This is a genomic window from uncultured Microbulbifer sp. (assembly GCF_947504145.1).
In the GTDB taxonomy this organism is placed as follows: Bacteria; Pseudomonadota; Gammaproteobacteria; order Pseudomonadales; family Cellvibrionaceae; genus Microbulbifer.
The window spans coordinates 343,875-358,028 of the sequence record NZ_CANNGQ010000005.1 but is presented as its reverse complement, the minus strand read 5'-3'; the positions used below and the strand labels follow the sequence as shown (position 1 = coordinate 358,028).

13 protein-coding genes and 1 tRNA gene are annotated in these 14,154 nt (G+C 57.8%); 1 reads left to right on the top strand and 13 read right to left on the bottom strand.

Going from position 1 to position 14,154, the window contains the following annotated elements; genetic code table 11:
• On the top strand, nucleotides 1–212 hold a 212-nt coding region (locus Q1A74_RS17250), incomplete at its 5' end, for a hypothetical protein (RefSeq protein ID WP_299599269.1).
• A 1-nt stretch (nucleotide 213) separates the two neighbouring features.
• Here Q1A74_RS17250 and Q1A74_RS17245 read toward each other — a convergent pair.
• The 13 genes from Q1A74_RS17245 to Q1A74_RS17185 form a co-directional block, all read right to left on the bottom strand.
• Nucleotides 214–303 (bottom strand) — tRNA-Ser (locus Q1A74_RS17245).
• Between the two features lie 213 nt (nucleotides 304–516).
• Nucleotides 517–711 carry a carbon storage regulator CsrA gene (gene csrA, locus Q1A74_RS17240; RefSeq protein ID WP_226705137.1) on the bottom strand — a complete coding sequence of 65 codons (195 nt, stop codon included), beginning with the start codon at nucleotides 709–711 and terminating at the stop codon, nucleotides 517–519.
• A 215-nt stretch (nucleotides 712–926) separates the two neighbouring features.
• On the bottom strand, nucleotides 927–2,165 hold the full coding sequence (locus tag Q1A74_RS17235; RefSeq protein ID WP_299599262.1) for an aspartate kinase: 1,239 nt from the start codon (nucleotides 2,163–2,165) through the stop codon (nucleotides 927–929).
• Between the two features lie 148 nt (nucleotides 2,166–2,313).
• Entirely contained in the window at nucleotides 2,314–4,926 is a 2,613-nt protein-coding gene (gene alaS / locus Q1A74_RS17230; protein ID WP_299599260.1) for an alanine--tRNA ligase, read from the bottom strand.
• Between the two features lie 62 nt (nucleotides 4,927–4,988).
• Nucleotides 4,989–5,354: a histidine triad nucleotide-binding protein gene (locus Q1A74_RS17225; RefSeq protein WP_299599284.1), complete on the bottom strand. Its 366-nt coding sequence runs from the start codon at nucleotides 5,352–5,354 to the stop codon at nucleotides 4,989–4,991.
• Between the two features lie 63 nt (nucleotides 5,355–5,417).
• Complete coding sequence (locus Q1A74_RS17220; protein ID WP_226705141.1) at nucleotides 5,418–5,606, bottom strand: Trm112 family protein; 189 nt, start codon at nucleotides 5,604–5,606, stop codon at nucleotides 5,418–5,420.
• Between the two features lie 164 nt (nucleotides 5,607–5,770).
• Entirely contained in the window at nucleotides 5,771–6,640 is an 870-nt protein-coding gene (locus Q1A74_RS17215; RefSeq protein ID WP_299599258.1) for an alpha/beta hydrolase, read from the bottom strand.
• A gap of 134 nt (nucleotides 6,641–6,774) precedes the next feature.
• On the bottom strand, nucleotides 6,775–8,265 hold the full coding sequence (glpK, locus tag Q1A74_RS17210) for a glycerol kinase GlpK (RefSeq protein WP_299599256.1): 1,491 nt from the start codon (nucleotides 8,263–8,265) through the stop codon (nucleotides 6,775–6,777).
• Between the two features lie 76 nt (nucleotides 8,266–8,341).
• Entirely contained in the window at nucleotides 8,342–8,962 is a 621-nt protein-coding gene (locus tag Q1A74_RS17205) for a regulatory protein RecX (RefSeq protein ID WP_299599254.1), read from the bottom strand.
• Nucleotides 8,963–8,964: 2 nt separating this feature from the next.
• Entirely contained in the window at nucleotides 8,965–9,996 is a 1,032-nt protein-coding gene (gene recA, locus Q1A74_RS17200; RefSeq protein ID WP_299599252.1) for a recombinase RecA, read from the bottom strand.
• Nucleotides 9,997–10,145: 149 nt separating this feature from the next.
• Nucleotides 10,146–10,658, bottom strand: a complete 513-nt coding sequence (locus Q1A74_RS17195) for a CinA family protein (RefSeq protein WP_299599250.1) — start codon at nucleotides 10,656–10,658, stop codon at nucleotides 10,146–10,148.
• Nucleotides 10,659–10,761: 103 nt separating this feature from the next.
• Nucleotides 10,762–11,661, bottom strand: coding sequence for a MaoC/PaaZ C-terminal domain-containing protein (locus tag Q1A74_RS17190; protein WP_299599248.1), 900 nt, complete (start codon nucleotides 11,659–11,661; stop codon nucleotides 10,762–10,764).
• 196 nt (nucleotides 11,662–11,857) lie between these two features.
• Nucleotides 11,858–14,053, bottom strand: coding sequence for a prolyl oligopeptidase family serine peptidase (locus Q1A74_RS17185; RefSeq protein WP_299599246.1), 2,196 nt, complete (start codon nucleotides 14,051–14,053; stop codon nucleotides 11,858–11,860).
• Between the last annotated feature and the right edge of the window lie 101 nt (nucleotides 14,054–14,154).

Sequence of the window (14,154 nt, the reverse complement as noted above, 5' to 3'; positions counted from 1 at the left end):
TTGAAAATCAATCGCTTATCTTGCCATCTCGCTGCGCTTTGCGTTGCCGCTCAAGCAGCGAGGGCGCGAACTATACGGAGCATCCCGATGACTGGCAAGCGGTTTTTTCAAACTTTTTACCAGCTCGACAACACTCCGCTGCCGCCAGAGTAAACGCCAAAAACCTGACGCTTACCCATAAAAAAACACCCTCATTTGAGAGTGTTTTATAGATGGCGGTGAGGGAGGGATTCGAACCCTCGATGAGTTTAACCCCATACGCCCTTAGCAGGGGCGCGCCTTCAGCCACTCGGCCACCTCACCGGATAACTTTTACGCCCTGATCCGATCTTACTTCTCAGGACAACAACAGCGTTTAAGACTTGGTCTTGGCTGCTGAAAGTGAGCGGCATCATACCAACGGCGAGGTAAAAATCAATGGGGAATCAATAACTTTTTGCGTTTTCTTGAGGATCGTCCACAAATCATACAGGCACAAAAAAGGGCCGCGATGCGGCCCTTTCTGATCGATTACTGTCAGTCTGCACTTCCGTCATCGGAGGACTGCTTCTCGCGCTGGATACGCTGATAGATTTCCTCACGGTGAACCGCAACTTCCTTCGGTGCATTGACCCCGATTCGTACCTGGTTGCCTTTCACACCCAATACGGTAACCGTCACATTGTCACCAACCATCAGTGTTTCACCGATACGGCGGGTTAAAATCAACATTACCTACTTCTCCTTGATCATCCTGTGATTTGGCACGACCGGTTATCCCTGGCGCGCGCCTTGAGTCATAATAACCCGAGAACGCTTCAAACCGGGAATCTTGTCCGTCACTTTATTCAGTATCGTCCAGTCGCTGAAAATCTCAATAGGTCGCACCACACGCCAGACAACCGAATTGCTATGATCGCTGGCGGCATCCATCACTCTGGTTATAGTTATCCCGCCACCTTGGCCTCGGAAAGCTCAAACGCGCTGTGCAATGCGCGTACAGCCAGCTCCAGGTAACGCTCGTCGATAATTACTGAAATCTTGATTTCAGACGTGGTGATCATCTGGATGTTGATATTGTCTTCACCCAGCGCCTCAAACATCCGCGATGCCACATTGGCGTGCGAACGCATACCTACGCCCACAATGGACACCTTGGCGATCTTGTCGTCAGATACCACTTCCCGAGCGCCCAGCTCGGCTGCCACGCGCTCGAGAACACCGCGCGCCTTACTCAAGTCGTTGCGATGGACGGTGAAGGTGAAGTCAGTTGTGCCATCAATCGCGCTGATGTTTTGGACAATTACGTCAACTTCAATGTTCTCTTGCCCCACCGGGGCCAAAATACGACAGGCAACACCAGGGGTGTCCGGGACGCCGCGAATTGTCAGTTTTGCCTCGTCGCGGTTGAACGCAATGCCGGAGACTACAGGCTGTTCCATCTCGTTGTCTTCCTCATCAAGACTAATCAGTGTGCCCTCACCCTCTTCAAACGTGGAGAGCACACGCAGGGGCACTTTATACTTACCGGCGAACTCGACCGCCCGGATCTGCAACACCTTGGAGCCAAGGCTCGCCATTTCCAGCATTTCCTCAAAGGTAATGCGCTCAAGACGACGGGCACTATCTACCACACGCGGGTCGGTGGTGTAGACACCATCGACATCGGTGTAAATCTGGCACTCGGTCGCACTCAGAGCGGCCGCCAGTGCCACGCCCGTGGTATCTGAACCGCCGCGCCCCAAGGTGGTGATATTGCCGTCGTCATCGACCCCCTGAAAACCCGCCACAACGACTACTTTGCCGGCATCCAGGTCACGGCGCATCCGCTCCACATCAATGCGCTGGATACGCGCCTTGGTGTGGGAGTTATCGGTGAGGATCTTTACCTGGCCACCTGTGTATGAACAGGCGTCATAACCACGCTTTTTAAGCGCCATACTCAACAGCGCTATCGTCACCTGCTCGCCGGTAGAAACCAGCACATCCATCTCACGGGGGTCCGGGTGTTCCTGGATCTGACTTGCCAGGCCGATCAGACGATTGGTCTCGCCGCTCATCGCGGAGAGCACCACCACCATATCGTGACCCTGAGCCCGAAAGCCGGCCACTTTGTCGGCCACCGCCTCGATACGCTCAATGGAGCCTACCGAGGTGCCACCGTATTTCTGCACGAACAAACTCATCGCTCTAGTGTTCCTTACTGCCCAAGTGCGCTGACGCGCGCGTCGCGCACTAAATCACCAAACCAAGGGCAAATCAACTGAAAACGCACAAATTTCGCCGAGTTGACGCCGACAGTTCACGATTTGTCGACATAATCCGCTAGCAGTTTCATTTGATATTATTTTTTACCCAGTCAGGCACGGTTTTCAACACGTCCGGCAAGGACTCCAGGTCAGTACCGCCACCCTGGGCCATATCCGGGCGGCCACCACCTTTACCACCGAGCTCGCCGGCAGCAAAGCGCATCAGGTCTCCCGCTGCCAAGCGCTTGGTCAGATCCTTGGTTACCGCCGCAACCAGGGCAACCTTATCGTCACCCGGTGCTGCCAGAAGGACAATGCCACTACCCAGCTTGTTCTTCATCTGGTCTGCCAGGTCGCGCAAAGATTTGGGGTCAGCGCCATCAATGGAGGCAGCCAGAACCTTAACACCGTCAACCTCAACCGCCTGAGTTGTCAGGTCACCCCCCGCCCCACTGGCGAGACGTGTTTTCAATTGTGCGACTTCTTTTTCCAGCTTGCGGTTGTTGGCCAGCAGCTGCTCAACCTTTTCGGCGAGGGTATCCGGGCGCGCCTTCAGCACCGCGGCAGCGTGATCCAGCCTTTGCTGCGCCTGATCAAACAGCGCCAGCGCGTGCGCCCCGGTCACCGCTTCAATACGACGTTGGCCAGAGGCGATGCCACTCTCCCCAATTATGCGCAGGAGGCCGATATCACCGGTGCGATTGACGTGGGTGCCCCCGCAGAGCTCCACGGAAAAGGTACCACTCTCGGCGCGCTCGCCCATGGAGAGCACTCTTACGGTGTCGCCATACTTCTCACCAAACAGCGCCATGGCGCCCTTGGCCTTGGCGGTTTCGATATCCGTTTCCTCGATTTCTACCGGGGTGTTGGCTCGAACCTGAGTGTTCACCAAGGCCTCAATGGCTCGCAATTGCTTGGCCGTGACGGCTTCTGGATGGGAGAAGTCGAAACGCAGGCGCTCGGAATCCACCAGCGACCCCTTCTGAGTCACGTGCTCGCCCAGCACCTTGCGCAGCGCGGCGTGCAACAGATGCGTGGCAGAGTGGTTGAGCGCGATGGACTGCCGTACATCGTCAGCCACTTCCGACGTAACTTCTTCACCAACAGACACGCGACCCGACAGTAACTTACCCTGGTGTAGATGGTGATTGCCGAGCTTCACACAGTCCGCCACTTCAAACCGGCCGCCGCCAGCCTGCAGATAACCGCTATCGCCAACCTGGCCACCAGACTCCGCATAGAAAGGCGTGCGGTCCAGTACAACCGCGCCAGATTCACCCTCTTCCAGGGACTCAACCAGCTCACCATCTCTGACAATGGCAACCACCTTGCCCGTCGCCTCGGTGCTGGTGTAGCCCAGAAATTCAGTGCTGCCGTCGAGCTCGAGATTATCGGTGTAATCCTGCTTGAATTTACCGGCAGCGCGGGCGCGTTCACGCTGGGCGCTCATGGCTTGCTCATAACCAGCCATATCCAGGGTGAGCTCACGCTCCCGGGCGATATCCTGAGTCAGGTCGGTCGGGAAGCCATAGGTGTCGTGAAGTGTAAACACCAACTCCCCGGGTACTTCGGTGCCCTCAAGAGAAGCCAGTGCGTCATCCAGCAGCGCCAGCCCCTTGTCCAGAGTTTTAGCAAACTGCTCCTCTTCTTTACGCAGTGCATTTTCGATAATGGACTGCTTTTCACGGAGCTCCGGGTAGGCCTCTCCCATCTGCTCTACCAGTGACGCGACCAGCTTATGGAAGAAAATTTCCTGGTGGCCGAGTTTGTGCCCGTGGCGTACTGCGCGACGGATAATCCGGCGCAATACAAAGCCGCGGCCCTCATTGGACGGCATAACGCCGTCGGCAATCAGGAAGGAGCAGGAGCGGATATGATCGGCGATGACGCGGAGAGATTTCTCCTCGGTGTTCCCACACCCGACAACCTCGCCTGCTGCATTGAGCAGCGCCTGGAACAGGTCAATCTCGTAGTTGGAATGGACGCCTTGCATCACCGCAGCGATGCGCTCGAGCCCCATACCGGTATCGACGGAAGGTTTTGGCAGCGGGTGCAACTCGCCATCGGCGGAGCGCTCGAACTGCATGAAGACCAGATTCCAGATTTCGATATAGCGATCGAGATCGTCATTCTCGGATCCAGGCGGCCCCCCGGGCACATCTTCACCGTGGTCGTAGAAAATTTCAGAGCTGGGGCCGCAGGGACCGGTGTCGCCCATCTGCCAGAAATTGTCTTCGTCGAGACGCGAGAAGCGATCGGCACTAACGCCGACTTCTTTCAGCCAGATATCTGCCGCTTCATCATCACTGATGTGCACGGTCACCCACAGGCGCTCCTGAGGAAGCTTCATTACCTCCGTTAGAAACTGCCAGGCAAACTGGATGGCCTCTCGCTTGAAGTAGTCGCCAAAGCTGAAATTGCCCAACATCTCGAAAAACGTGTGGTGACGTGCGGTATAACCGACGTTTTCCAGATCATTGTGTTTGCCGCCAGCGCGTACACAGCGCTGGGAGCTGGTGGCGCGCAGGTACGGGCGCGACTCCTGCCCGAGAAACGTATCCTTGAACTGCACCATACCGGCGTTGGTGAATAACAGCGTGGGGTCGTTCCCCGGCACCAGCGAACTGGAGGCGACACGGGTGTGCCCCTGCTCGGCAAAATAATTGAGAAATGCTTCGCGTATCTGTGCGCTCTTCATTCAGCCAACTTCCACATCATCAGAAAAAATTTGTTTCGGCGCAGAGAGTGCGCCGCCAGTGTTCAAACCTGCAGGTCTTCCGCAAGGCCAGCCTCGGGCATTTTGCGCTGGGCCAGCAAATGGATATGCAGATGAAATACGGTCTGCCCCGCCTCACGGCCGTTGTTGACCACCAACCGGAAACCATTTTCCAGCTGCAGCCGCCGCGCCAGCATTGAGGCCACCCACATCAGGTGCCCCAGCAGTGGCACATCTTCCTGCTTAGCGTCCGCCACGTTGACCAGAGGTTTACGGGGAATGATCAGCAGATGGGTGGGCGCCTGCGGGGCCCGGTCCTCGATGACAATGCACTGCTCATCCTCGTAGAGGAGCTCGCTCGGTACCTCCCCCTCCATGATACGAGTGAAAATACTGCGCTCTTCTTCCATATTCACATCCACCTTCCGCGCCCCGGAACCCCCTCTGCGACCAGGTCCCGAGCTATTGCCTGGTTACTTTTCCAGCTTCTCGTCAACCGTCAGCTGCCGCGCCTCGGATTCCAGCATCACGGGAATGCCATCGCGCACCGGGTAGGCCAGGCCACTGGCCTTGCACACCAGTTCCTGTGATTCTTCACGATACTCCAGCGGCGCCTTGCTGACCGGACAGACCAGCAAACTCAATAGTTTTTTGTCCATGATTCACTCTGCATAAGCCGGCAGCCCGTCATCGCTGGGCTGCAGGTCAAAAATGACCGCGTATGGTACAACGCTTTGTGGGGGTTTTCACGGCTGTCAGAACAATTCCGACCGCCGCAAACTCGGGGGGCAGACCGATTTCCATCGGTCCGACAGATGGCTGGAGCTCAGGCGCCGGCGCGACGGCGCTCGGGCAGGACGCCCTGGGCCGCAGAAGGGGTATGTGCGCTCAAATGATCCAGTAGAGAAACCAGCGCCTGCTCCGCCACATCCGGTTCGTTCAAAACCTCGTGGTAGGCCTCGGCAAAAACGTTCAATTGATGCCCATCGCCCTCCAGTTGCGCTTGCCACTGACGACTGACAGCGGGATCCACCAGTCGGTCACCCTCTGGCAGCAGCATCAGTGATGGAGCGGGAATTGCCTCGGGATGTGCCAGTAGCTGCTCACGGGCCTCCCGGTAGCCGAGGAACCAGCGCGGCGTGATCCGATTGTGCACCAGGTCGTCGGCGCAATAATCCCGCACCACTTCAGGATCGCGACAGATCCACGACGGTTCGAGCCTATTGGACAACGAAAGTCCCGGGCATACCCGAGCCAGCAAGCGTATCAACCCCAACTCCAGGGCCCCCGGCTCGTTGCTTCCCGTGAGCGCCGGCGCCGAGAGAATCAGACTATCTACCGCAGAGTCGAACTCTGTCGAGAACAAGGTTGAGCAGGCGATCACGCCACCCATACTGTGACCCAGCAGGTGGATCGACTGCTCCGGATTCTCGTGGCGTACAAGGCGAATGAAATGACTGAGGTCTTCGGAGTAGAAGCTGAACTTTTCGATATCTCCCCGGCGCCCGGGGGATTGGCCGTGGCCGAAATGATCCAGCGCATAAACGCTGTAACCCTGGGCGTTGAGAGCGCGCGCCAGCATGCGGTAGCGGCCGCTGTGCTCTCCCAGGCCATGGGAGACCACCACCACCCCAAGAGCACTCTCCACCCACCAGCGACGATAGTGCAAACGGATACCGCGGGATTCAAAATACATGGCGTTTTCCTGTTCTTATGGTTATTCAGGGATTCTGCCACTTCAATGTGATCGAAGTATTACGGGCCTGCTATCCGTTAGTTTTTACAACGAATGACGCTCCTGCGCCAGCAACTTTCTCGCCCCGGACGGTTCTACTGGCTCCCTCGAAAGGATCGACAGGACGTCACAGCGCGCCCCCACCCCTCTAGCAATTCGCGGCGCTGCAATTCCCCCATCTGCGGCAGGAAGTCCTGCTCCACGTCTACCAGTGATTCCGGCAATGCATCGTGCGGCCAGACACCGGCACCAATCCCGGCCAGCAGGGCCGCACCCACGGCGGTAGTTTCGATCTGGCGGGGCCGCTCCACACGCAGGCGGGAAATATCCGCCTGGAACTGCATCAGAAAGTTGTTGGCACTGGCGCCGCCATCCACCCGCAGACACTGCAGATCTACGTCCAGTGCCTGGCCCATCAGCTGCGCCAGCTCGTGACTCTGAAACGCGATCGACTCGAGAGTCGCACGCACAATTTCGACGCGCCCGGCACCCCGGGTGAGGCCGAAGATAGACCCGCGGGCATCCGCATCCCAGTGCGGCGCGCCCAGCCCACTGAAGGCTGGCACCAGATACACACCCCGGGTATCGGGAATGCCCTGAGCGATCTGCTCGGTTTCTGCCGCCTGTTGGATGACCCCCAAATCATCCCGCAGCCACTGCACTGCCGCGCCGCCATTGAACACGGAACCTTCAATCGCAAATTGGGGAAGCCCGGCGGGGTCGCAGGCGATGGTAGTGAGCAACCCCTCTGGAACCAGTGGCCGCCGGGAACCCGCGCAGGCCAGCATGAAACACCCGGTTCCGTAGGTGTTTTTCAGACTACCGGGCGCCACACAGCCCTGACCGTAGAGGGCCGCCTGCTGGTCACCGGCAACGCCAGTAATGGGAACTTCAGCACCGAGAAACACACCCGGGTCGGTAGTTGCAAATATCCCTGCCGATGGGCGGATTTCTGGAAGAATCGACGACGGGCAGTCGAATAGTTTCAGGAGTTCACCGTCCCACTGGCGCCGGTCCAGGTCGTACAGCAGGGTTCTGCTGGCATTGGTATGGTCAGTCAGGTGGGACCTGCCCCCGGTCAGCTGCCAGATCAACCAGCTGTCCACGGTGCCGAAACACAACTCTCCGGCCACGGCCTGACGATGCAGGTCCGGCGATTGCTGGAAAATCCAGCGCAGTTTGCTTGCGGAGAAATAGGCGTCAAGCAGCAACCCGGTCTTTGCCCGCACCATGGATTCGGCACCGGCTTCCCGCAGCGCGCGGCAGATACCAGCCGAGCGACGACACTGCCAGACAATGGCCCGGTGTACCGGCTTCCCGGTGCGACGATCCCACAGAACGGTGGTTTCCCGCTGGTTGGTAATGCCCAGTGCACGCAGTTCCCGAGCCTCCACGCCAGCACGCTGCAGGGCAGCGGCGCAGACTTTGAGGGTTACCTGCCAGATTTCTTCGGCATCGTGCTCCACCCAACCGGGACGGGGGTAGTACTGGGGAAATTCGGAATAGCTGCGACCGTGCAAGCGGCCGTCCGCATCAAAGACAAGCGCCGTGGTACCGGTTGTACCCTGGTCGATAGAGAGAATCATCGCGACTCACTTTCGTTTTTCCCGCCGCATTTTGGGTTGGGCAGGCGGTTTATTCTCCAGCCAGTATATACCCTCTCTAGAAGCCCGTATCAGCACCCGATTCGCAGTTGTCCGCGGCGTCCAACTCAGCAATGGCGTACTGAATGGCATCACCGAAAAATCCCCGGTAGGCCAGGTAACGCTGGCGGCGGGCGCGCTCTTTGGCCTGCTTCAGCCGGTCCAGCGCAGGGTCGATGGGGCGACGAAACTTACGCTGCAGTTGCTCCAGGGCAAGCTCAAACCAGTCCACCTCTTCCTGCAGTTGATCCATCGTCGCCTGCAGCAGCGGCGATGGAATACCGCGCAACTGGAGCTCCTGACGGATACGCAATGGCCCCTGCCCTCGCTGCACGCGGGAACGGCAGAACACCTCAGCGAACCGCTGATCAGACTGGTAATTGAGCTCCTGAAGGCGCAGCAACACTGCATCAAAGTCACCGAGCGGATGTTTTTTACCCAATTTCTGGCGCAGTTCGTGGCAGGAGTGTTCGCGACGGGAAAGCAAGTCTAACGCATGGGTAAACAGCGCCTGAAACGCATCAGCGGATTCTCGGGGAGGCTCGATAGCGCTGGATGTACCCAGGGATTGGGCAGCTTGAGACAGAGAGTCCGGCAGCCAGGGGGGCTGGCTACCGGATTTGTCGTCGGGAAAAGACAAGATCAGTCTTCCGCGGTTTCCACTTCTTCTGGCTTCGCAGCCACGACATCGCCCAGTAGCTGGGCACGCAACTGGGATTCGATCTCTTCACGGATATCCGTATTTTCCTTGAGGAACTTCACCGAGTTCGCCTTGCCTTGGCCGATCTTTTCACCCTTGTAGCTGTACCAGGCACCGGCTTTATCCACCAGACCCATTTTCACGCCGTAGTCGATGATCTCACCCAGCAGGTTGATACCCTCGCCGTACATGATCTGGAATTCGGTCTGCTTGAACGGCGGCGCCACCTTGTTCTTGACCACTTTGACCCGGGTCTCGTTACCAACCACTTCATCGCCTTCCTTCACCGCACCGATACGGCGGATATCCAGACGGACAGACGAGTAGAACTTGAGCGCGTTACCACCAGTGGTGGTCTCCGGGGAGCCGAACATCACGCCAATTTTCATACGAATCTGGTTGATGAACACACACAGGGTATTGGTATTTTTGATGTTGCCGGTCAGCTTGCGCAGCGCCTGAGACATCAGACGCGCCTGCAGGCCCACGTGGGAATCACCCATCTCGCCTTCGATCTCGGCGCGCGGTGTCAGCGCCGCCACGGAGTCCACTACCAGTACGTCGACGGCGCCAGAGCGCACCAGCATGTCGGCCACTTCCAGCGCCTGCTCACCGGTATCCGGCTGGGATACGATCAGCTCGTCTACATTGACACCCAGCTTTTCGGCGTAAATCGGGTCCAGTGCGTGCTCCGCGTCCACAAAGGCACAGGTGCCGCCTTTGCGCTGGGCTTCGGCAATAACCTGCAGAGTAAGGGTGGTTTTACCGGAGGACTCAGGCCCATAGATCTCAACAATACGCCCGCGGGGCAGGCCGCCAATACCCAGCGCCACATCCAGACCCAGGGAGCCGGTGGAAATCGCGGGGATGCGCACGCGCTCTTTATCCCCCATGCGCATGACGGTGCCCTTGCCGAACTGGCGCTCGATCTGTGACAGCGCCGCCTGTAAAGCCTTGTCTTTGTTGGAATCCATGACCCTTCCCGTGTGCTTGAAGTTTGCTTATGGGAGGGAGCTTAGAGAAAAATTACTGTATAAGCAACCAGTAATCCGGAATTGATGGTCGGTACCGGGAGGATCCTCAGAACACCGGGTTCAAGAGGTACATCTGTGCCTTATTGAGCTCAGGTTTTACAGTGGGAACTGGCGATCGCCAACATTCCTGTGAGCGCCTCCCGCACCGTCTGCAGCTGGATCTGCGCGCGGTCTCCGTCGAATTGCAGCAGGCGCGCGTCGGCCTGCACCGGCTCCTGCCCCTTGCCGTGGGCCCAGCCGATCCACACAGTGCCAACCGGCTTTTCATCGCTGCCGCCATCTGGCCCGGCGATGCCGCTCACCGCCACCGACAGGTTGGCATCCAGGCGATTGAGTGCACCCACTGCCATCTGGCGCACCACGGCCTCACTGACGGCACCGAAGGTATCCAGGTCTCGCTGATCCACACCGAGAAAATCCCGCTTGATACGATCGGCATAGGAAACCACCGAGCCGTCAAACCAGGCGGAAGCCCCCGCCACTGAAGTCATCGCCGCGGCGATGGCACCGCCGGTACAGGACTCCGCCGCGGTCGCCTTCCACCCAAGGTCCAGTAGGACTTCACCGAGTTGTTCTGCCAACTGCTGGATCTCTGAATCCACCGTTTCTCCTTACTGCAAATGCGCTCTTATTCTTTAACACTCTGAATTTCAGCCAGGTCCACACCAAGTCGCATTCACTCCGGGTAAACCAATGGCTCGATGTCTAGAGACACGTAATTCGCCCGTTCAAATGCACACGTTTTCCGGTGCCGTCCATCAGGTTGAAGCGCAGCCCCGACTCAAGTGAATGGTATTGCAGGGTCACTGGCGATGGCAGCAATACCGGCTTTTTGAATTCAACATGGAACTCGAAGGCCTCCGGCAGCGAGGCCTCGGCCACAGCCCCCTCCAGCGAGGCCAGACAGTGCGCTTTCAGCCACATGCCGTGGGCGATCGCACGCGGGAAACCAAACAGCCTGGCGGTCGACGCATACAGATGGATAGGGTTTCGATCGCCGGAAACCCGCGCGTAACGGCGGCCGATATCCGCCGCGAGCTCCCATTTAAGTGAGCGAATGTCACCGGACTCCTTGCACGCGCTCGCATCCTGAGCGCGCGGGCGAGGGCCAGATGTACCCGTCTCCGCCTGCCTGACGCGACTCAACAGGGTACTCGCACATTCCCACACCAGTTCCCCAGCCACGTGTACCCGAGTGACCAGCTCAAACTCGTAGCCCCGTTTTACCGGTACTGGCGCCATCAGGTCGCACTGTATATCCAGCTGTTCATCCTCACCCAGGGGCCGGTGCTGGCGAATGCAGTTGCGCACATGCACCACCCCCAGCACCGGGAACGGAAACGCCTTCGACACCAGCAGGTTCAGCTGTAAGGGCATGGCGAGCGCGAAGGGGTAAGTAGTGGGGACCGCGGATGTGGCGGCAAAACCACACACCGCGCGGTAGTCCCTAAGATGCGCGCTATCGATCGACTGCTGTTGCAGGCTGACGGTAGCGAGGACCGCTTCACGCTTGCCAGTCAGCTGCCCCGGCTTGCGCGCGGTCAGTGCACGGAAGTAAAGCGGCAGAACTGAGGGGCGTGTATTGAGTTGAATCTGTAGTGGCATAGGCCTGCTTTCTGCGCGGGGCGCAGTGGTGAATCTGAGCATGGACTTGATTGACTCCGCATCATATGTCGAATCGAGGGCAGAGAGGTACCCCCGCCTTTATCCTGCCGGAAAAGGATGCCGTAAAAATGACAAAACCCGGCGACGGCCGGGTTTTGTACTCATCCATTGAGTTCAGGCTCGAAGCCTCGAGGTGTCAGCTGCCAGGCAACTCGGTGACTCCCATATTGAACAGGGTAAAACCGAAAATATCCGCGTACTGTTCAATGGTTTTGGACACCGGGGTACCGGCACCGTGACCAGCATTGGTCTCGATGCGAATCAGTGTCGGCGCCATACCCTGCTGCTTGCTCTGCAGTTCGGCGGCAAACTTGAACGAATGTGCCGGTACTACGCGGTCGTCGTGATCGGCGGTGGTGACCAGAGTTGCCGGATAGTTCATGCCGGCTTTCACATTGTGTACCGGAGAATAGCCTTTCAGGTATTCGAACATTTCCTCGCTCTGCTCGGCGGTACCGTAGTCGTAGGCCCAGCCCGCGCCGGCAGTAAAGGTGTGGTAACGCAGCATGTCCATCACGCCCACTGCTGGCAGTGCTACTTTCACCAGGTCCGGGCGCTGGGTCATGACAGCACCCACCAGCAGGCCGCCATTGGAGCCACCGCGAATGGCCAGATAATTGCTCGAGGTATATCCGTTTTCAATCAGGTATTCACCGGCTGCGATAAAGTCGTCGAACACATTCTGCTTCTGCAGTTTGGTGCCCGCATCGTGCCAGCGTTTGCCGTACTCACCGCCACCGCGCAGGTTTGGCACCGCGTAAACGCCGCCCAACTCCAGCCATACCGCATTGGCGATACTGAAGGACGGGGTCAGGCTGACATTGAAACCGCCATAGCCATAGAGAATCGTCGGATTTTTGCCATTCAGCTCCAGACCTTTTTTATAGGTAATCAGCATAGGCACTTTGGTGCCATCTTTGGACGTAAAAAACACCTGCCTGGACTCATATCCAGAAGGGTCAAACTGCGCGCCTGACTCGCGATACACATCAGACGCACCTTTATCCACGTCAAAGGCAAAAATAGTGGACGGGGTTTTGTAGTTGGTGAAGGAGTAATAGAGGGTTTTGTCCTCGCGCTTGCCACTGGGGGACGACACACTGCCCGGGCCGGGCAGGGAAATTTCACGCACGCGCTTGCCGTTGTAATCGTACTGGTACACCCGCGACAGAGCGTCGACCATGTACTCCGCGAAGAAGTAGCCACCACCTGTAGAGGCGGTCAGCACATTGTCGGTTTCCGCAATAAAGTCCTGCCAGTTTTCCGGCGCGGGATCAACGGCATCCACGGTGACGACTTTTTTATTGGGCGCGTTGCGGTTGGTCACCAGAAACAGCTTGCTACCCTGGTTATCGATCACATAGGTGTCGGATTCGAAGTCATCCACCACCTGTACCAAGGGTGCGTTCGCCTGGGTGAGGTCGCGGATAAACAGGTCGTTGCCGGAGGTGGATGTGGCACCGGAAATGACCAGGTAGTGATCGTCCTCGGTTACATAACCAGAAACATAACGGCGCTTCTCTTCCTCAGAACCACCGAAAACCAGAGCGTCTTTAGACTGGGCCTGCCCCAGCTTGTGGTAGTACAGCTTGTGCTGATCAGTTTTTGCCGACAGCTCGCTGCCTTCCGGCTTGTCGTAGCTGGAATAATAAAAGCCTTCATTGCCCTTCCAGGAAATACCGGAGAACTTCACGTCGACCAAGGGCTCTTCGAGCAGCTCTTTGCTTTCTGCGTCAATGATGTAAATCTTGCGCCAGTCACTGCCGCCTTCGGAAACCGAATAGGCGGCGATGGAGCCGTCTTTGGAAAATTTCAAGGTGGCGAGAGACGTGGTGCCATCTTCGCTGAAGGTATTCGGATCGAGGAACACTTCCGCTTCACCGTCCCCTTTCTTGCGCCACACCACGTACTGGTTCTGCAGTCCGTCGTTACGGTAGAAATAGGTGTAATCGCCTTCCTTAAACGGTGAACCTACTTTCTCGTAGTTCCACAGCTTTTCCAGGCGCTGTTTGAGGTTGTCGCGGTATGGGATCTGGTCCAGGTAGCTGAAAGTTACCTTGTTCTGGGCTTTGACCCAGGCTTCGGTTTCCTCACTGCGGTCGTCTTCCAGCCAGCGGTACGGGTCCACCACTTCGGTGCCAAAGTAGCTGTCGACCACGTCGTCTTTTCGGGTTTGCGGGTACACCAGGGCGGCCTTCTCGGCTGCCGGGCTCTGAGCTTCGGCCTGAGCGTCATTCATCGATTGGGTTGCCTTCTGTTCGGCCAGGTCCGGAGATTCGCCCGAGCAGGCGGCCAGCACGCCGGCCACTGCCAGTATGGATAGTTTTTTCATTATTGAGTGTCCCTCCGCGGTTTATCTGAAACCGACTAGGAAACCCAATTCAGCGGACTAGATCAAGAAATTGGCGCCCGCCCAATTTTGACGGAGCAATA